This is a genomic window from Pseudomonas veronii, assembly GCF_001439695.1.
Lineage (GTDB): Bacteria > Pseudomonadota > Gammaproteobacteria > Pseudomonadales > Pseudomonadaceae > Aquipseudomonas > Aquipseudomonas veronii.
Genome location: NZ_JYLL01000012.1, coordinates 89997 through 107014, shown reverse-complemented (window position 1 = coordinate 107014; position 17018 = coordinate 89997). Strand labels below are relative to the sequence as shown.

At 61.3% G+C, this 17018-nt stretch carries 20 protein-coding genes; 10 read left to right on the top strand and 10 right to left on the bottom strand.

Translation table 11 applies throughout. From position 1 onward, the window contains the following. Window position 1 precedes the first annotated feature (1 nt). A complete protein-coding gene (locus TU80_RS16655; protein ID WP_057004939.1) occupies window positions 2-754 on the bottom strand; it encodes a gluconate 2-dehydrogenase subunit 3 family protein in 753 nt (250 codons plus the stop codon). A 281-nt stretch (window positions 755-1035) separates the two neighbouring features. On the opposite strand from TU80_RS16655, the gene TU80_RS16650 reads away from it, so the two are divergent. Beyond that, on the top strand, window positions 1036-1722 hold the full coding sequence (locus tag TU80_RS16650; RefSeq protein WP_046381547.1) for a tyrosine-protein phosphatase: 687 nt from the start codon (window positions 1036-1038) through the stop codon (window positions 1720-1722). Between the two features lie 7 nt (window positions 1723-1729). On the opposite strand, the gene TU80_RS16645 is transcribed toward TU80_RS16650, so the two are convergent. Beyond that, window positions 1730-2002: a YheV family putative zinc ribbon protein gene (locus tag TU80_RS16645; RefSeq protein ID WP_046381548.1), complete on the bottom strand. Its 273-nt coding sequence runs from the start codon at window positions 2000-2002 to the stop codon at window positions 1730-1732. Then, the gene (prlC, locus tag TU80_RS16640; RefSeq protein WP_169881584.1) at window positions 1999-4098 is read right to left on the bottom strand and encodes an oligopeptidase A; all 2100 of its coding nucleotides are present in this window, start codon (window positions 4096-4098) and stop codon (window positions 1999-2001) included. Before prlC ends, TU80_RS16645 begins: the two co-directional genes overlap by 4 nt. A 54-nt stretch (window positions 4099-4152) precedes the next feature. Between prlC and TU80_RS16635 the strand changes: the two genes are divergently transcribed. Together TU80_RS16635 and TU80_RS16630 are read left to right on the top strand one after the other, a co-directional pair. After that, window positions 4153-4695, top strand: coding sequence for a gamma carbonic anhydrase family protein (locus TU80_RS16635; protein ID WP_057004938.1), 543 nt, complete (start codon window positions 4153-4155; stop codon window positions 4693-4695). Further along, entirely contained in the window at window positions 4692-5351 is a 660-nt protein-coding gene (locus tag TU80_RS16630) for an HAD family hydrolase (protein ID WP_057004937.1), read from the top strand. Before TU80_RS16635 ends, TU80_RS16630 begins: the two co-directional genes overlap by 4 nt. A gap of 86 nt (window positions 5352-5437) precedes the next feature. On the opposite strand, the gene TU80_RS16625 is transcribed toward TU80_RS16630, so the two are convergent. Beyond that, complete coding sequence (locus TU80_RS16625) at window positions 5438-6481, bottom strand: aminopeptidase (RefSeq protein WP_057004936.1); 1044 nt, start codon at window positions 6479-6481, stop codon at window positions 5438-5440. Window positions 6482-6591: 110 nt separating this feature from the next. Here TU80_RS16625 and TU80_RS16620 point away from each other — a divergent pair, with 110 nt between their 5' ends. Further along, window positions 6592-7014: a PA0061/PA0062 family lipoprotein gene (locus TU80_RS16620; RefSeq protein WP_017848991.1), complete on the top strand. Its 423-nt coding sequence runs from the start codon at window positions 6592-6594 to the stop codon at window positions 7012-7014. Here TU80_RS16620 and TU80_RS16615 read toward each other — a convergent pair whose 3' ends face one another. Beyond that, window positions 7015-7254, bottom strand: a complete 240-nt coding sequence (locus TU80_RS16615) for a DUF1161 domain-containing protein (protein WP_017848990.1) — start codon at window positions 7252-7254, stop codon at window positions 7015-7017. It abuts the gene before it with no gap. A gap of 142 nt (window positions 7255-7396) precedes the next feature. After that, a complete protein-coding gene (locus TU80_RS16610; RefSeq protein WP_017848989.1) occupies window positions 7397-7828 on the bottom strand; it encodes an OsmC family protein in 432 nt (143 codons plus the stop codon). 216 nt (window positions 7829-8044) lie between these two features. On the opposite strand from TU80_RS16610, the gene TU80_RS16605 reads away from it, so the two are divergent. Beyond that, window positions 8045-9046, top strand: coding sequence for an LLM class flavin-dependent oxidoreductase (locus TU80_RS16605; protein ID WP_017848988.1), 1002 nt, complete (start codon window positions 8045-8047; stop codon window positions 9044-9046). A 59-nt stretch (window positions 9047-9105) separates the two neighbouring features. Here TU80_RS16605 and TU80_RS16600 read toward each other — a convergent pair whose 3' ends face one another. Continuing rightward, window positions 9106-9330: a DUF1161 domain-containing protein gene (locus tag TU80_RS16600; RefSeq protein ID WP_017848987.1), complete on the bottom strand. Its 225-nt coding sequence runs from the start codon at window positions 9328-9330 to the stop codon at window positions 9106-9108. A 115-nt stretch (window positions 9331-9445) separates the two neighbouring features. Further along, on the bottom strand, window positions 9446-9661 hold the full coding sequence (locus TU80_RS16595; protein ID WP_017848986.1) for a dodecin: 216 nt from the start codon (window positions 9659-9661) through the stop codon (window positions 9446-9448). A 156-nt stretch (window positions 9662-9817) separates the two neighbouring features. Between TU80_RS16595 and TU80_RS16590 the strand changes: the two genes are divergently transcribed. Next, on the top strand, window positions 9818-10144 hold the full coding sequence (locus TU80_RS16590) for an ElaB/YgaM/YqjD family protein (protein WP_010565821.1): 327 nt from the start codon (window positions 9818-9820) through the stop codon (window positions 10142-10144). Between the two features lie 8 nt (window positions 10145-10152). On the opposite strand, the gene TU80_RS16585 is transcribed toward TU80_RS16590, so the two are convergent. Then, window positions 10153-11049, bottom strand: coding sequence for a LysR family transcriptional regulator (locus TU80_RS16585; RefSeq protein ID WP_017848985.1), 897 nt, complete (start codon window positions 11047-11049; stop codon window positions 10153-10155). A gap of 111 nt (window positions 11050-11160) precedes the next feature. On the opposite strand from TU80_RS16585, the gene trpB reads away from it, so the two are divergent. From trpB to TU80_RS16565, 4 genes are all read left to right on the top strand, one after another. Beyond that, on the top strand, window positions 11161-12387 hold the full coding sequence (gene trpB, locus TU80_RS16580) for a tryptophan synthase subunit beta (RefSeq protein ID WP_017848984.1): 1227 nt from the start codon (window positions 11161-11163) through the stop codon (window positions 12385-12387). Continuing rightward, window positions 12388-13197: a tryptophan synthase subunit alpha gene (trpA, locus tag TU80_RS16575; protein ID WP_046381551.1), complete on the top strand. Its 810-nt coding sequence runs from the start codon at window positions 12388-12390 to the stop codon at window positions 13195-13197. It begins immediately after the preceding gene. Window positions 13198-13334: 137 nt separating this feature from the next. Then, complete coding sequence (locus TU80_RS16570; protein ID WP_057004935.1) at window positions 13335-13775, top strand: anti-virulence regulator CigR family protein; 441 nt, start codon at window positions 13335-13337, stop codon at window positions 13773-13775. A 174-nt stretch (window positions 13776-13949) separates the two neighbouring features. Next, a complete protein-coding gene (locus TU80_RS16565) occupies window positions 13950-15608 on the top strand; it encodes a BBE domain-containing protein (protein WP_057004934.1) in 1659 nt (552 codons plus the stop codon). 41 nt (window positions 15609-15649) lie between these two features. Here TU80_RS16565 and TU80_RS16560 read toward each other — a convergent pair whose 3' ends face one another. Continuing rightward, window positions 15650-16954, bottom strand: coding sequence for an MFS transporter (locus tag TU80_RS16560; RefSeq protein WP_046381554.1), 1305 nt, complete (start codon window positions 16952-16954; stop codon window positions 15650-15652). Between the last annotated feature and the right edge of the window lie 64 nt (window positions 16955-17018).

The window sequence follows — 17018 nt, the reverse complement described above, 5'->3', positions numbered from 1 at the left end:
TTTATGCCCTCTCGCCGCGAATGGAAACCGCCGGGAAGGGGTATTGCTCGTTGCGCTCCACCCAATCCATAAAGTCGGCGCGGGCGCCGGGGAAGCCGATCATGGTCCAGCCGACCAGGCCTTTATTGCCGCCGTGGATCGGATCGCAGAAGAAGCCTTCCTTGGTGTTTTGCAGCAGCAAATTGAAGAACATCTTCGGCGGCACCGCGTCGAAATGGGCACTCACCTCACTACCGCCAGCCTCCAGGCGGCGCAGCATGTCATCCTGGGTAGCGCTGTCTTGCGCAGCAAAAGCCTTGCCGTTGAACGCTTTCGACCAGGCATCCGTCGCGGCAATGCCCAGGCGATAGATGACCTTGGGTACCAACTTGCTCTGCCAGCCCATTTCCGGCGCGGCGTCGGCGTTGAACGGACCTTGCATGAACCACAGCGCGCCACTGGCGTAGGGCGTGTTCATCTGGCGGTCGATGTATTCCGCCGCACCGGCTTCCAGGGCGCCAGGGCCTTGGGCATCGGCCGGGATCAGGCGCGCCACGGCGGCGTTGATGAATGCCCATTCTTCGGCGCTGAAATAGCTCGGCTCATACGCCTTGTCGCTGACCGGCGGCGGAACGGGGCTGGCTTGGGCCGGTGCGGGCGCGGCCATCAGCATCGAACCGCCAAGGCCGGTGCTGGCAACCGTGACCACCGGGATCAAGGTCAAGGATTTGCGCAAAAAGTCACGCCGGGGGTTGTCTTGATCTTGATCAGACATGGGTGTACCTCATCATGTGGTCACGGGTTTATCAGCCGCTTCTAGGAGCAGCTTGTGGTTTGGCAGCAGCAAGGTGGACCCCACCGATCCAAGCAGATAGAACGTAGCGGCAATCAATAGTTACAAATGATAGCAGGCTAAGTATAAAGAGAATCGATTCAGCGTCAAAACTGCAACATCGACGGTGATTCACATTTCTTTGACGCGCCCCTCACACCCCATTGACCGCGCCTGGCCGACTCTTGGCATCACCCGCCAACCCCCTATCGGTTACGTCGCCCATGTTCAATCATCAATGGCTACCGGCCCTCGGCCTTGCGTTCCTGGCACTGTTCACCAGCGCTCACACCTGGGCGGACGACAGCACATCCCTGCGTTCCCCCGAATGGGCGCAGCCGGTCGGCAATCAATACAACCTGCACCAGATGACGCCCACCCTCTACCGCAGCGCGCTGCCGGACAGCAATGCCGTGCCTCTGCTGGAAAAACTCAAGGTCGGCACGGTGATCAACTTTCTGCCGGAGTCCGACGACAGCTGGCTAAAAAATTCTGATATCCGACAGATTCAGCTGATTTATCGCACAAATCATGTCGATGACGCTGACGTGCTGGCCGCACTGAGGGCGATCCGCGACTCCGAAGCCAACGGTGCAGTGCTGATGCACTGCAAGCATGGCTCAGACCGCACCGGCCTGATGGCGGCGATGTATCGCGTGGTGGTTCAGGGCTGGAGCAAGGAAGAGGCGTTGAACGAAATGACCTTGGGCGGCTTCGGCAGCAGCAAGGGCTTCAAGGACGGCGTTCGCTACATGATGAAGGCCGATATCGACAAGTTGCGCACAGCCTTGGCCAATGGCGATTGCAGCACCAGCGCGTTTGCCCTGTGCTCGGTGAAAAGCTGGTTCAACACAGCCGGCAACAGCCATGTCGAACCTCAGAAAAGCACGCTGACGCTGACAACCCCCTGACAGGGTCTCAGTCTTTCTTCAGCTTGGGATTAGGAAAAAACTGCACCGACTGCACCGTCGGGTCCGGCGCTTTGAGCGCCGAGGTGTTGACCCGCGTGCCCAATTCCTTGGGCACTGACAAACCTTGATCATTCAAGGTGTCGGTATAGCCGCAGGCCACGCATTCGCGATGCGGCACGCTGTCCTCGGTCCACATCTTCAACTTGTCCGGCTCGCTGCACGCCGGGCAGACAGCCCCGGCGATGAATTGCTTTTTGGTAATCACTGGTACGTCACTCATGCTGCTGCGTCCTCACTCAGGCCGCTGTGGCGCAAGAGTGCGTCAATCGACGGCGCACGCCCGCGGAAATCGACAAACAACACCATCGGCGCCTGGGAACCGCCACGGGCCAGGATCGCCTCGCGGAAAGCACGTCCGGTTTCGGCATTGAGCACGCCGTCTTCTTCGAACTTGGAGAACGCATCGGCCGACAGCACTTCAGCCCACTTGTAGCTGTAGTAACCCGCGGCGTAACCACCGGCGAAGATATGCGCGAAGCTGTTGGGGAAGCGGTTATAGGCCGGCGGACGCATCACCGACACCTCGTCGCGCACGCTTTCGAGTACCTGCGCCACACTGCGGCCATCGCCATGGGTGGCATGCAATTCAAAGTCGAACAGCGAGAACTCCAACTGGCGCACCATCATCAGGCCGGACTGGAAGTTCTTCGCCGCGAGCATTTTTTCCAGCAGGTCCTGGGGCAGCGGCTCGCCGGTTTCATAATGGCCGGAGATCAGCGCCAGGCCTTCCGGCTCCCAGCACCAGTTCTCCATGAACTGGCTCGGCAATTCCACCGCATCCCAGGCCACGCCGTTGATGCCGGACACGCCGGCATGCTCGACACGGGTCAGCAGGTGATGCAGGCCGTGGCCGAATTCGTGGAACAGCGTCGTCACTTCGTCGTGGGTCAGCAGGGCAGGCTTGCCGCTGTCGGCCGGGGTGAAGTTGCACACCAGGTTGGCCACCGGGCTTTGCAGCACGCCGTCGATGGTGCGGCGACGGTCGCGGGCGCCGTCCATCCAGGCGCCGCCACGCTTGTTGGCGCGGGCGTACAGGTCGAAGAAGAAGCGGCCGACGTGCTGGCCGTTTTCCTTGATTTCGAACAGGCGCACGTCTGGGTGCCAGGTGTCGAAGCCCTTCTGCTCGGCGATCTCGATGCCATACAGACGCTGCACGATGGCGAACAGGCCACCAAGCACCTTGTCGATCGGGAAGTAGGCGCGCAAGGCTTCCTGGGACACGCTGTAGCGCTGCTCACGCAGTTTTTCACCGTAGAAACCGCTGTCCCAGCTTTGCAGGTCGGCGCAGCCTTGTTCGGCGGCGTAGGCTTTGAGCTGCTGCAGGTCCTGGGCGGCAAACGGCTTGCTGCGCTTGGCCAGGTCGCGCAGGAAGCTCAACACCTGGTCGCTGGAGTCGGCCATTTTCGTGGCCAGGCTCAATTCCGAGAAGGACGCATAGCCCAGCAGTTGGGCGAGTTCCTGACGCAGGTCGAGGATCTGTTCCATGACCGGGCCGTTATCGTTCTGACCGGCATTCGGGCCTTGGTCCGACGCTCGGGTGCAATAGGCTGCGTAGATTTCTTCGCGCAGGGCGCGGTCCTGGGCGTAGGTCATCACCGCGTAGTAGCTGGGGAATTCCAGGGTGATCAGCCAACCGTCGAGGCCTTTGGCCTGGGCCGCGGCGGCCATTTGCGCCTTGGCCGAGTCGGTCAGGCCGGCGAGGGTGGCTTCATCGGTGACGTGTTTGGTCCAGGCCTGGGTCGCGTCCAGCAACTGGTTGGAGAACTTGCTGCCCAGTTCGGAAAGCTTGCTTTGCACTTCGGCGTAGCGTTTTTGCTGTTCGGGCGGCAGGTCGATACCCGACAGGCGGAAATCGCGCAGCGAGTGTTCCAGGATGGTTTTTTGCGCCACGTCGAAACCGCCGGCTTCCGGGCTGCTGGCCAGGGCTTCGAAGGCCTGGAACAGTTCGCGGTTCTGGCCCATCTCGGTGGAATAGGCGCTCAACGCCGGCAGGCATGCCTCGTAGGCTTCGCGCAGTTCGGCGCTGTTGCACACGGCATTGAGGTGGCTGACCGGGCTCCAGGCAGCACCCAGGCGATCATTCAGCTCATCCATGGCGAGGACCAGGCCGGCCCACGTCGGATTTTTCCCCTGGCTTTGCAGGATGCCTTCGATGGCAAGCCGGTTGTCGGCGAGGATCTGTTCGATGGCCGGCTGAACGTGCTCGGCACGGATCGCCGAGAACGGCGGCAGGTCATAGGGCTGCAGAAGAGGGTTGTTCGCGCTCACGGTTGGCACCTTGGCTGAAGAAACATGTAAGAACAAAGATGGGGCCATCTTAATTACAATCAACGTCCACCGCAGCTATCAGCAGAAGAGAGAGAGGCTATCGTGACCCTTCGCACCTATCAGAACCACACGCCAAGCCTGGGCGCCGGGGCTTTTGTCGATATTTCGGCGGTGGTGATCGGCGATGTCGAAATCGGCGACGACAGCTCGGTTTGGCCGCTGACGGTGATCCGCGGCGACATGCACCGCATCCGCATCGGCGCGCGCACCAGCGTGCAGGACGGCTGCGTGCTGCACATTACCCACGCCGGGCCGTTCAATCCCGATGGTTTTGCGCTGCTGATCGGCGACGACGTGACCATCGCCCACAAAGTCATGCTGCACGGCTGCACCGTCGGCAATCGCATCCTGATCGGCATGGGCAGCATCGTGATGGACGGCGCCGTGGTCGAAGACGACGTGATCATCGGCGCCGGCAGCCTGGTGCCGCCGGGCAAGAGACTTGAAAGCGGCTTCTTGTACGTCGGCAGCCCGGTTAAACAGATCCGCGAACTGACTGACAAGGAACGCGCGTTTTTCACCTACAGCGCAGCGAACTACGTGAAGCTCAAGGACCTGCACCTGGCCGAGGGATTCGATCAATGACTCTGCACCATCAAACCGTACTGTTCGACCTGGACGGCACCCTGACCGACCCGCGCGAGGGCATTACCCGTTCGATCCAGTACGCGCTGGGCAAACTCGGTATCGATGAGCCGGACATCACCCAACTGGAACATTTCATCGGGCCCCCGTTGCTGCAAGCCTTCATGCAGTTCTACGATTTCGACGAAGCCAAGGCCTGGGAAGCGGTGAATTTCTACCGTGAACGCTTCAAAGTCATCGGTTTGTATGAAAACCGCGTGTTCGACGGGGTGATGCCGCTGCTCGAAGCCCTCAACAGCCAGGGGCGTCAGCTGTACGTGGCCACCTCCAAGCCGTGGGAATTTGCCCGCGAGATCGCCCGTCATTTCGATTTTGCCAAGCACTTCAAGGTGATCTACGGCAGCGAACTGGACGGCACGCGCACCAACAAGGTCGAGCTGATCGCCCACTTGATGCGCGAAGAACGCCTGGACCCGGCCACCACCTTGATGATCGGCGACCGCAAGCATGACTTGATCGGGGCGCGCAGCAATGGGCTGGATTCGGCGGCGGTCGGGTATGGGTTCGGCAGTTTCGAAGAGCTGAGTGCCGAAGCGCCGACCTGGCATTTCGAGACGCTGGCGCAGATGCATCAGGCGTTTTTGCAGCGGCCTTGAGGGCGCTATCGGGAGCAAGCTCCCTCCCACATTTTGATCCGTGTACGCAGGCCAAATGTGGGAGGGGGCCTGCTCCCGATGAGGCCCTACCGGCCAACACCTTCCAACTGCCTCAACGCTGCCTTACGCTGTGCCACCGGTAGTTGGCCCATCCGCTCCACTGCCGCATAGAACTTCAGCCAATCCCCGCCTTCCTGCCGGAACAACGCCGCAAATGCCGGCACCCACTGGTCATACAGCCCGAACGGTAAAAGCCGCGCATTGTTCATCGGCAGGTTCATCCAGGCGTCATAACGCTTGTCGCCGCCCCACTGACTGTCCCGCACCCGCCGGTAGTCGCTGCGCAAACGCTCGAATTCAGCCGCCTTGGCCCGCCGCATCGCATCGGCCGCCAAGGGCTGGGCGTAGAGTGTTTCCAGACGTTTGCGAGTATCGAGGAGCAACTGGGTAAATTGGTCACGCTGCTGCAGCGCCGCGCTGCCGATCGGCGCCAGGCCACGGGCGGCGCGCCATTGGCGCGTGCCTTCCTGCTCGACGAAGGTGGCAAAGGACTCGTTGAACTCGGTGTCGTCCTTCACGTAAAAGCGTTGGTGCGCCAGCTCGTGAAAAATCAACGTGGCCAGGCGCTCGTCGCCCCAGCCCAGCATCGAACTCATGATCGGGTCATTGAACCAACCCAAGGTGGAATAGGCCTCGACGCCGCCAATCGACACGTCCATGCCTTGTTGCTTGAGCAACGCCGCCTCACCCCGCGCCGCGCCCTGGCTGTAATAACCGCGATAGGCGACACAGCCAGCGATGGGAAAGCAGTGATTTTGCGCCGACAAGGAAAATTCCTGCGTGGCAAAAACATTCCAGACCACATAAGGCCGGCCAATATCGGCGTACAACCGGTAACTCTGATTGTCAGGCAGGTGCAACTGCTCGCTGGCGAACGTGCGCGCCTTTTGCGATTGCACCAAGTGCTCACGTAACTGTTGCGGCCGCGCCGGGTCGGCAATCACCTTGGCCACCGGCTCCCGAGCCTGCAGCAACTGCCACTGGCCGCTGGCCAATTGGCCGTAGTAATCGACGCTGGAACAACCGCTGAGCAGCACCCACCACAACCCTGGAAGAAAACGCCTGATCATGCCGCGACTGCTCCTGGGTAATTGGCTCGCCAGCCTATCGTGACTGCCCGGCGTTTTTCCATGGCGTAGCGCGTTTATACTCAAGGCTCTCCTTGTGTTGAGTGCCCGCCATGCGCCAGCTAGTGCTTCCCATCGCCGCCCTGTTGCTCAGCGCCTGTGCTTTACCACCCATCCCGCCGATGGACGCGCAACAGGCCTGGGTCGATTTCGCCACCCCGACACCGGGGGCCAAGCTGGTGATGGCCCAACGTCTGGATGGGAAAAACCTCAACGACGGGCGCTTCTTCCAGGTCCCGCCGGGCAGTCACGAGTTGATGGTGCGGTTTGATTTCGAAGTGCCGACCGGCGGCAGCTTTGGCGGGTTGTCGCAGACCCAGGACCGGACCTGTTTCATGACCTTGCAGTACGACCACTTCGAGGCAGGCCAGCGTTATCGCCTGGAGGGGCGCTCGTTGTCCTACACACCGAATATCCGGCTGTACAACGCCGCGCGTCAGTTATTGGCGCAGGAGCGCAGCGTGAACTGCATCTGATCAGTCATTGTTCTTCTGGTAGATGATTGCCTTGGTACCGTTCTCACACGTGCCTACGACCATGGCGACATCGTGCTTGTCGGCTTCTTCCTTGCTGACGATTTCCAGGGTGTAGGACGGAATCGCCTTGGCCTGGATCTTCACTTCGATCTCTTTCCTGAGTTCTTCGCAGTCTTTGGGCGCGGCCACAGCCGATGTGGCCAATACACCGCAGATGATCGCCAAGACAAAACGTTTCATGTGTGAAGCTCCCTGAATGCACGCGCACGAATGTGCGCCTATGGCTGCATAGGCTATAGGACCACATCGGGGAAACACGAGTTCTGATTTAACGCACAACTGAATGTGGGAGGGAGCAAGCCCCCTCTCACCTAAGGCTGTGTCAGTCGACGAGGGTGGCGTCCAGGCTGATTTTCGCGTTCAGCACCTTGGACACTGGGCACCCTTCCTTGGCCTTTTTGCTCAGCTCATCGAACTGCGCCTGGCTCGCGCCGGGAATCTTGGCATTGAGGATCAGGTGTACAGCGGTGATCGCAAAACCACCGTCGACCTGGTCCAGGGTCACTTCGGCCTGGGTGTCGATGCTGTCAGCCTTGAGCCCGGCGTCGCCGAGAATCATGGAAAACGCCATGGAGAAACAGCCAGCGTGGGCCGCACCGATCAACTCTTCAGGGTTGGTGCCCTTGCCGCCCTCGAAACGGGCCTTGAAGCCGTAGGGCGCTTCGCGCAGCACGCCGGTTTCCGTGGAGATGGAACCCAGGCCTGTCTTCAGATCACCTTCCCAATGCGCGGATGCTTTTTTAACGATACTCATAGCAGTCTCCTCAAACGATGGTTTTGCGTCAGTAAGGGTTCTGAGGATAGATGCTTTGGCAAAGTTCACTTGTAAGAGAAACCTAGCAACAAAGTAGGAAATTTCGCACGACCTATTGAATCTCGGGTATATGCCCTCATTGCATAGAACATGCACATGAAGCGGCAGGTTTTGGTTCGTCTAAGAAACCTGCGCCCTTATTGGAGAAGCAGGCTTATGAAATCGCTGTCCGACGTGAAGTTCTCGACCCTCGACCTGGTGCCCGTGCGGGCCAACGGCAGCGCCGCGCAGTCGTTGCGCAATTCCCTGGACCTGGCCCAGCATGTGGAAAAGTTTGGCTACAACCGCTTCTGGGTGGCGGAACACCACAACATGGACGGCATCGCCAGCTCGGCCACCTCGGTATTGCTCGGTTACCTGGCCGGCGGCACTTCGACCATCCGCGTCGGCTCCGGCGGCGTGATGCTGCCCAACCATGCACCGCTGGTGATCGCCGAACAATTCGGCACCCTGGAAAGCCTGTACCCCGGCCGGATCGACCTGGGCCTGGGCCGTGCGCCCGGTTCCGACCAGATGACCGCCCGCGCCCTGCGCCGTGAGCGCTCCGGCAGCGCCGACGACTTCCCCGAAGACGTGGCCGAATTGATGGCCTACCTCGGCCCGCGCACGCCCGACCAGCGGGTGATCGCGGTTCCCGGCACCGGCACCAACGTCCCGGTGTGGCTGCTCGGGTCCAGCCTGTTCAGCGCACAGTTGGCGGGGGAGCGCGGCTTGCCCTACGCCTTTGCCTCGCATTTCGCACCGCGCTTGATGCATGAGGCGATTCGTGTGTACCGCAATCACTTCAAGCCTTCGGCCGTTCTGGACAAGCCTTACGTAATGCTCGGCCTTCCGTTGGTCGCGGCGGATACCGACGAACAGGCCGATTACCTGGCCACTTCCGTCTACCAACGCATCCTGGCGCTGATGCGCGGGCAGAGCCTGGTGCAGCGTCCGCCGGTGGAAAGCATGGACGGCCTGTGGCTGCCCCATGAAAAAGACGCGGTGGGCAGCTTCCTCGGCCTGGCGATGGTCGGCAGCCCGGCGAAGATCCGCGCCAAACTGGAAGTACTGGTCGAACAGACCGGCGCCGACGAGCTGATCTTTACCTGCGACCTGTACGAACACGCCGACCGGATTCATTCCTACGAACTGCTCGCGCAGTTGATGAAGGGCTAAATCTGGCAGGCGAAAAAAAACCGACGCGCGCGTCGGTTTTTTATGTCTGCAACGCGCGATTAACCGCGCTTGTAGACGATTTCCTTGGTGCCGCCTTCACAGGTGCCAACCACCTTGCCGTCAGCCGCAGCGCCTTTAGCCACCACTTCCAGCGAATAACCCGAAGCACCCTTGGCGTCGATTTTCGCGGCAATTTCGCTTTTCAGCTCTTCACACGGCTTGCCCGCCGCCAGCACGGTGCCCGCCATGCTCAACAAACCTACTGCTAACAAGAACTTCTTCATCCGTCACTTCCCTTGCGCTGATCGAAACGAGCGTGCCGACGCTGGTCGCATCGGCCCCCATTGGTTGTAGCGCAGGTTATGGCAATCGGCCAGCCGGCAAGTTCAACGGCTTAGATCAACTACTGGCAATTCGGAACCCCACCTTCAATGTAACCTGGAAGTGCGCAGCCTTGCCGTCCTTGATATGGCCACGGGTTTCGGTCACCTCGAACCACTCCAAATGCTTGATGCTCTTGCTGGCTTCAGCCAGGGCGTTGTTGATCGCCTCTTCGATGCTGGTGGTGGACGAACCCACCAATTCGACTTTCTTGTAAGTGTGATGATCAGACATGGCGTTTCTCCTGAGGGTCGTCAATAAAGCCTAGCAGTCAAAGCTCATACTGCTTCTGGCGACCGTTCCTACTCGAAAGTTCAGATTTACTGCACTTTCTGAAATGGCCGTAGTCGGTATCTACACACGCCACCTAATCACTTCAGGAGAGTCCACATGGCCAACACCTCTTTACGCAAAGCGTCGCTGGAAAGCATGGAAGCCGAGATTTCGAGCCTGCTCAAGTCCCTAGAGAGCCTCAAGGACGACGCATCCGATGAGTCGCTCAAGACTCTGAAGGCCCTGAAAAGCAATGCCGAGAACGCGCTCAAGCATTCTCGTCACCTGATCAGCGACGCCTACGAAGAAAGCAAAGTCAAAATCCGCGAAACCGGCGTGGCGACCCGGGACTACGCACAAGAACACCCATGGACTACCGCCGGCGTTGCCGTTGGCGCGCTGGGCCTGCTGGCGGCTTACCTTTTGTGCAAACGCGGTAACTGATCTGCCGGCTATACCGGCTGGCGCGACAGCTCAGCCTTGAGCCATTGCGCCAATTGCCGAGCGCGCCCGTCCGCGGCGCGCTTGGGTAGCCACAAAGCCAGGTGCGCCGGGGTTTGCGTGAAACCCCACGGCGCCACCAGGCGACCGGCGCGCACGTCCTCCGCCACCAGCGGCTCCGGCGCGATCGCCACACCCAGCCCCGCAACCGCCGCTTCCAGCAAGTAATACAAATGCTCAAACCCCTGGCCGAGTTTTAACGCACCGGGTTCGATCCCGTGTTGCTGCGCCCAGCTGGGCCAGGCCTGCGGGCGAGACGTGGTGTGCAACAGCGCTTCGCCGCACAGCGCCGTGGCCGGGGCGTCGCGCAGGCGTTCGTAACCGGCGAAACGCGGGCTCATGACCGGGCCGATGCGTTCGCTGGCCAGCTCGTACACCTGCATATCCGCCGGCCACGGCGGTTCGGCGAACAACAGCAGGGCATCCAGGCCGGGGCGGCGCGGGTCCAGATCACCTTCACCCGCCGACAGGTGCAAGCGCAGATCGGGCAGGTCGGCATTCAAGCGGCCCAGGCGCGGAATGAACCAGCGCGCCAGCAAACTGCCCGAACAGCCGAGGACGAACGGTGCATCGGCGCTGCTTTGGGTAATTTGCGCGCACACCTCCCTTAACCGCTCGAACGCCTCGGCACTCGCATCGCGCAGACGCACGCCGGCATCTGTGAGTTTGAGGCCGCGCCCTTCCTTGACGAACAGGCTGACCCCCAAATGTTCTTCCAGCACTTTAAGCTGGCGGCTCACGGCGCCATGGGTGACGTGCAACTGCTCAGCCGCCTGGCTCACACTGTTGAGGCGGGCCGTGGCTTCGAAGGCGCGCAGGGCGTTAAGGGGCGGGAGGTCTCGGCTCATCTGTGAGTTTTCCTGACAGGTTGCAGCGATCTTATCGGTTTTCAGCCCTGAGCGTCAGGGGTAGAGTGAGCGTCATTGCTTCCCACCCGAATTCTTTTCCTGGAGCGTCCCATGACTCAGTCCCAGACCGATCTACGCAACGGCCCTGACGCCAACGGCCTGTTCGGCGCATTCGGCGGCCGCTACGTCGCCGAAACCCTGATGCCGTTGATCCTCGACCTGGCCCGCGAGTACGAAGCGGCCAAGATTGATCCTGCGTTCAACGAGGAATTAGCCTACTTCCAACGCGACTACGTCGGTCGACCAAGCCCGCTGTATTTCGCTGAGCGCCTGACGGAGTTCTGCGGCGGCGCCAAGATTTACCTCAAGCGCGAAGAGCTGAACCACACCGGCGCGCACAAGATCAACAACTGCATCGGCCAGATCCTGCTGGCGCGGCGCATGGGCAAGAAACGCATCATCGCCGAGACCGGTGCCGGCATGCACGGTGTGGCCACCGCCACCGTGGCCGCGCGTTTCGGCCTGCAATGCGTGATCTACATGGGCACCACTGACATCGAGCGCCAACAGGCCAACGTATTTCGCATGAAGCTGCTGGGCGCTGAAGTGATCCCGGTGGTCGCCGGCACCGGCACCCTCAAAGACGCGATGAACGAAGCTCTGCGCGACTGGGTGACCAACGTCGACGACACGTTCTACCTGATCGGCACCGTTGCCGGCCCGCACCCTTATCCTGCGATGGTGCGCGACTTCCAGTCCGTGATCGGCAAGGAAACCCGCACCCAGCTGCAAGCCCAGGAAGGCCGCCTGCCGGACAGCCTGGTGGCGTGCATCGGCGGAGGGTCCAACGCCATGGGCCTGTTCCACCCGTTCCTGGATGACAGCAGCGTCGAGATCATCGGCGTGGAAGCCGCGGGCTTTGGCATCGAAACCGGCAAGCACGCCGCCAGCCTCAACGGTGGCGTACCGGGCGTACTGCACGGCAACCGCACCTTCCTGCTGCAGGACGACGATGGCCAGATCATCGACGCCCACTCGATTTCCGCCGGCCTCGACTACCCCGGCATCGGCCCTGAGCACGCCTGGTTGCACGATATCGGCCGCGTCCAGTACACCTCGGTGACCGACCACGAAGCGCTCGACGCCTTTCACAAATGCTGCCGCCTGGAAGGGATTATTCCTGCACTGGAAAGCGCCCACGCCCTGGCCGAAGTGTTCAAACGCGCGCCGACCCTGCCGAAGGAACACCTGATGGTGGTCAACCTGTCCGGCCGTGGCGACAAAGACATGCAGACCGTGATGCACCACATGGAACAGTCCCAGCAGGAGAAACACTAAATGAGCCGCCTGCAAACCCGCTTTGCGCAACTCAAGCAACAAAACCGCGCCGCCCTGGTGACCTTCGTCACCGCCGGCGACCCCGGTTACGACACCTCGCTGGCGATCCTCAAGGGCTTGCCCGCTGCCGGTGCCGACGTGATCGAGCTGGGCATGCCCTTCACCGACCCGATGGCCGACGGCCCGGCCATTCAACTGGCCAACATCCGCGCGCTGAGCGCCAAGCAAAACCTGGCGAAAACCCTGCAGATGGTGCGCGAGTTCCGCAAGGACAACAGCGACACCCCGCTGGTGCTGATGGGTTACTTCAACCCGATCCACAAATACGGCGTGCCGGCCTTTATTGCCGACGCCAAGCAAGCCGGGGTCGACGGCCTGATCGTGGTCGACCTGCCGCCCGAACATAACGGCGAGCTGTGCGACCCGGCCCAGGCGGCCGGTATCGACTTTATCCGCCTGACCACGCCGACCACCGACGACGTGCGCCTGCCGACCGTGCTCAACGGCAGCTCGGGCTTTGTGTACTACGTGTCGGTAGCCGGTGTGACCGGTGCCGGTGCCGCCACCCTGGAACATGTCGAAGAAGCCGTGGCCCGCCTGCGTCGCCATACCGACCTGCCGATCAGCATCGGTTTCGGTATCCGCACGCCGGAACAAGCGGCCGCCATCGCGCGCTTGGCCGATGGTGTGGTGGTGGGTTCGGCGCTGATCGATCACATCGCCAACGCCAGCAACGACCAGCAAGCCATCGACGGCGTGCTGAGCCTGTGCGCGGCGCTGTCGGAAGGTGTCCGTAACGCACGTAAGTAAGCGCCTCGTATGCGGTAGGTAAAGTTCCTGATACACAGGAATCAACCGGCAACACCGTGGCCTAAACAACAAGACCAAGGGATTTCGAACCGTGTTCGCAATCCCTTTTTTTGTATGTGTGCCCCGAGGAATTCCCGATGAAAATGCGCAAATCCGTGATTGCTGGTTGTGGCGTCCTGGTGCTTGCCGCCAGCGCCCTGGTGCAAGCCGCGCCGCCTGACCAGCGCGGTGACGACCGTGGCGGCCCACAAGACCAGCACGAGCAACGTGGCGACGACCATCGCGGCCCGCAGGACAACCATCGCGGCGGCCCGCCCCAGGACTTCGGCCCGGTGCGCCAGATCATCCACGACAACCACGGCCAATTCGGCCGTGGCGCGCCACCGCCGCCGAATGTGCGCCTGGTCCGTGGCCGGCCGCTGCCCCACGGCTACTATGGCGAACGCCTCGACAACCGCGCCCTGGCGCGCCTGCCGTACTACGAGGGTTACGAATGGCGCCGTTCGGGCCCGGACGTGGTGCTGATCGCAGTGGGCACCGGCATCGTCTATGAGATTCTGGAAGGCGTGTTGAACTGACGCCACGGTTCCGCGATTTCTTCCGCTAGGCTTAAGGGGCGAACCGTTCGTTCCCCCTTAACGCACTTCATGCCTATTGCCGTCTAACCACCTCAGCAAGCCCCGGTATTTCTTGCGCTCCCGGTCGTTAAGTTAGCCGCATCAGAAGTCATTCTTGGCTCTATGGAGTACATCATGGCATTTGATCTCATCACCGAATCGGACCGCCGTCACGCCACCTTGCAAAAAGGCTTCAACCTGCGCTGGCCGTTGGGCAACGTGCAGGGCCAATCCTCGCCCAACGGCGCCAACCTGATTTACCTCTGTTACAGCCCCCAGGACATCATCGACGCCGCGGCGCAGGCCCTGGCCGTTGCCAATGGCCGGATTACCGTGCGCAGCGGCGGCCACTGTTACGAAGGTTTCGTCGCCAACAAGATGCCCGACAACCCCAATGAGGTATTGGCGATTCTGGATATCGGGCAAATGAAGCAACTGGACTACGATGCCGACGGCCAACTGCACTCCCAGTTGATACCGACCTTGCCCTATCGCTACCGCTTTCGCCTGGAGGCCGGCGGGCAAAACTGGGACGCCTACGTCGCACTGTACACGTTGGCCAACAAGACCCTGCCCGGGGGTTCGTGTTATTCGGTGGGCCTGGGCGGGCACATCTGCGGTGGCGGCTACGGCTTGCTCTCGCGCAAACACGGCCTGGTGTGCGACTGGCTGTCCGGTGTCGATATTCTGGTGCCCAACGCCCAGGGCAACGGCCTGACAGCGCGTCATGTCTGCCGGGAGAGCACCGACCCGGACGAACTGGACCTGTTTGCCGCGTGCTGCGGTGCCGGCGGCGGGCAATTCGGGATCATCACCAGTTATTACTTCAAGGACCTGCCGGACGCCCCCAAGGAGGTGCTTTGGCTGGTACTGGAATGGGACTGGGCGATGCTGACCAAACCGGCGCTCGACCGATTGCTGGTGGCCTATCAAGCCTGGTTCGCCCAACATCAGGCCGACCCGGACACCTGGGGCCTGGCGACCAAGCTGGAAATGCGCCACCAGCACACCGGCAACGTCACGCTGGGCATTCACTACGTGGACAAAGACGGCGAGTTGAACGATCAGGCGCCCTTCGACGATTTTGTCACGACGATGCTGGACGCCATCGGCATTGCCGCCAGCGAATCGGTGACACCGTTTCACGTGATCCACCTGCCGCGAAGCAACCCCACCGGGCGTGTCATCAACTCCTTGAGCACGGCGCAGGCCGTCGTGCGCCGTCTCGACTGGCTGCCGTGCCAGCAAACCCTCAACGGCTCCGGCGACAACCAGCGCGGGCGCTATAAGTCGGCCTATCAGAAAGGCATTTTCACGCCGCAGGTGTTATCCGCGATCTGGACCACGCTGACCTGGCCCGACCCGGCGAACGTGTTGACCCAAAGCCTCATACAGATCCAGTCGTTCGGCGGGCGCATCAACCAGCCAGATCCGGCGGTGCGGCGCGAATCGTCTGCGGCCCAGCGCGGCTCTTTCCTCAAGTGGCAACCGCAGTGTTATTGGCGCGATGCCAGCGCCGCCACCGACCAGGCACATGCCGATTGGATTCAGGGGCTGTTTTTCAACGCCTTCGCCAACGATCAAGGCGTGCCGCTCAACGCGGAGTTCGAGGGCTGCTACATCAATTACCCCGACCTCGACATGACGCACCTCGGCGGCAACCCGGCGAACGCCAAGAACCCCCAGTGGTACACGGTTTTCTTCCCCGACCTGATCATCGAAAGCCGGCTGCGGCGTACCAAGCAGCGCTGGGACCCGCTGAATATATTCCACAACGAAATGTCGGTGCCGTAAGCCGCAAATAAAAACGGGCGACCCCAAGGTCGCCCGTTTTTTTACAACTCGATCCGTTCGACCTTGCCCACCAACAAGATGTAGGAAAGCGCCCCGAGCAACGCCAGCACTGCGATATAGGTGATCGCCGGTGCGAACGAATCGCCGCTGGCCAGGAAGCCAATCACGATCGGCGTGGCAATCGCCGCCAGGTTGCCGATGAAGTTGAACACGCCACCGGTCAAGCCGAGCAAGCGAGCGGGTGCCAAGGTCGACACCAGCGACCAGGTGATCGACGCCAGGCCATTGCCGAAGAACGCCACTGCCAGGAACGCAATCACCCAGGCCGTCGAATCCACGTAGTTGGCGCCAATGATCGCGGTGGAAATCAACAGCCCGCCAATGATCGGCAACTTGCGCGCAAAGCCCACTGATGCGCCACGGCGAATCAACCAGTCGGAAAAAATCCCGGAGCACAGCACGCCGACAAACGCCGCGAGGAAGGGCAGGGAAGCGAGCAGGCCGGATTTGATGAAGTCCATCCCGCGATATTTCACCAGATAGGTCGGGAACCATGTCAGGAAGAACCACAGCGTGGAGTTCAGGCAGAACTGCCCCAGGTAGATGCCCCAGAGTTTGCGCTTGCTCAGCACGATGCCCAGGTCGACCCAACTGAACGGTGCCTTGGTGGTTTGCGCCTGCATGTCCACCAGCCCGCCGCCGGCACGGATCAGTTCGATTTCAGCGGCGTTGGCGCCTTTGAAGTCCTTCGGCTCGCGGTACACCGCGTACCAGATCAGCGCCCAGAGGATGCCGACGCCGCCGGTGGTGACAAACACCATGTGCCAGCCGTAGTGGTGCTGTAACCAGGCCAGCACCGGGGTGAGAAACGCCAGCCCGACGAACTGGCCGGAGGTGTAGAAGCCAATCGCCGTGGCGCGCTCACGCTCGGGGAACCACGTGGTGACCACGCGGCTGTTGATCGGATAGGCCGGCGCTTCCAGGGCGCCCACCGCCATGCGCAGGACAAACAGCGCGATGAAGCTGGCCGCAAAGCCGAGCATCACAGTGGCGATGGACCACAGCAGCAGGGCCACGGTGTAGAGGATGCGCGGCGGCACCCGGTCGACCAGCCAGCCACCGGGGATTTGCATGGCGGCGTAGGTCCAGCCGAACGCCGAGAAAATCAGCCCGACATGCACCGGATCGATGCCCAGGTCGCTGGTCAGGGCCGGGGCCGCGATCGACAGGTTGCTGCGGTCGAGGTAGTTGATCACCACGGTGATAAACAGCAGCACCATGATGAAGTAGCGCTTTCTGCTAGGCGTGACTAAAGAAGCCTGCCCGGTGAGGGATTCAGGGTGCATGGGGTTGTCTCTTCTTATGTTTATTGAGGACGGACTTACTGACCAAACCAGCTCAAATGTGGGA

Bases quoted from the DNA above. Each gene is read 5' to 3' on its own strand.
- TU80_RS16645 (WP_046381548.1), bottom strand. From the start codon at position 2,002: ATGAGTGACGTACCAGTGATTACCAAAAAGCAATTCATCGCCGGGGCT.
- TU80_RS16585 (WP_017848985.1), bottom strand. From the start codon at position 11,049: ATGAGCCGAGACCTCCCGCCCCTTAACGCCCTGCGCGCCTTCGAAGCC.
- TU80_RS16630 (WP_057004937.1), top strand. From the start codon at position 4,692: ATGACTCTGCACCATCAAACCGTACTGTTCGACCTGGACGGCACCCTG.
- TU80_RS16650 (WP_046381547.1), top strand. From the start codon at position 1,036: ATGTTCAATCATCAATGGCTACCGGCCCTCGGCCTTGCGTTCCTGGCA.
- TU80_RS16625 (WP_057004936.1), bottom strand. From the start codon at position 6,481: ATGATCAGGCGTTTTCTTCCAGGGTTGTGGTGGGTGCTGCTCAGCGGT.
- TU80_RS16595 (WP_017848986.1), bottom strand. From the start codon at position 9,661: ATGTCTGATCATCACACTTACAAGAAAGTCGAATTGGTGGGTTCGTCC.
- TU80_RS16620 (WP_017848991.1), top strand. From the start codon at position 6,592: ATGCGCCAGCTAGTGCTTCCCATCGCCGCCCTGTTGCTCAGCGCCTGT.
- TU80_RS16605 (WP_017848988.1), top strand. From the start codon at position 8,045: ATGAAATCGCTGTCCGACGTGAAGTTCTCGACCCTCGACCTGGTGCCC.
- TU80_RS16610 (WP_017848989.1), bottom strand. From the start codon at position 7,828: ATGAGTATCGTTAAAAAAGCATCCGCGCATTGGGAAGGTGATCTGAAG.
- TU80_RS16590 (WP_010565821.1), top strand. From the start codon at position 9,818: ATGGCCAACACCTCTTTACGCAAAGCGTCGCTGGAAAGCATGGAAGCC.
- TU80_RS16615 (WP_017848990.1), bottom strand. From the start codon at position 7,254: ATGAAACGTTTTGTCTTGGCGATCATCTGCGGTGTATTGGCCACATCG.
- TU80_RS16655 (WP_057004939.1), bottom strand. From the start codon at position 754: ATGTCTGATCAAGATCAAGACAACCCCCGGCGTGACTTTTTGCGCAAA.
- TU80_RS16565 (WP_057004934.1), top strand. From the start codon at position 13,950: ATGGCATTTGATCTCATCACCGAATCGGACCGCCGTCACGCCACCTTG.
- prlC (WP_169881584.1), bottom strand. From the start codon at position 4,098: ATGGCCCCATCTTTGTTCTTACATGTTTCTTCAGCCAAGGTGCCAACC.
- trpB (WP_017848984.1), top strand. From the start codon at position 11,161: ATGACTCAGTCCCAGACCGATCTACGCAACGGCCCTGACGCCAACGGC.
- trpA (WP_046381551.1), top strand. From the start codon at position 12,388: ATGAGCCGCCTGCAAACCCGCTTTGCGCAACTCAAGCAACAAAACCGC.
- TU80_RS16570 (WP_057004935.1), top strand. From the start codon at position 13,335: ATGAAAATGCGCAAATCCGTGATTGCTGGTTGTGGCGTCCTGGTGCTT.
- TU80_RS16600 (WP_017848987.1), bottom strand. From the start codon at position 9,330: ATGAAGAAGTTCTTGTTAGCAGTAGGTTTGTTGAGCATGGCGGGCACC.
- TU80_RS16560 (WP_046381554.1), bottom strand. From the start codon at position 16,954: ATGCACCCTGAATCCCTCACCGGGCAGGCTTCTTTAGTCACGCCTAGC.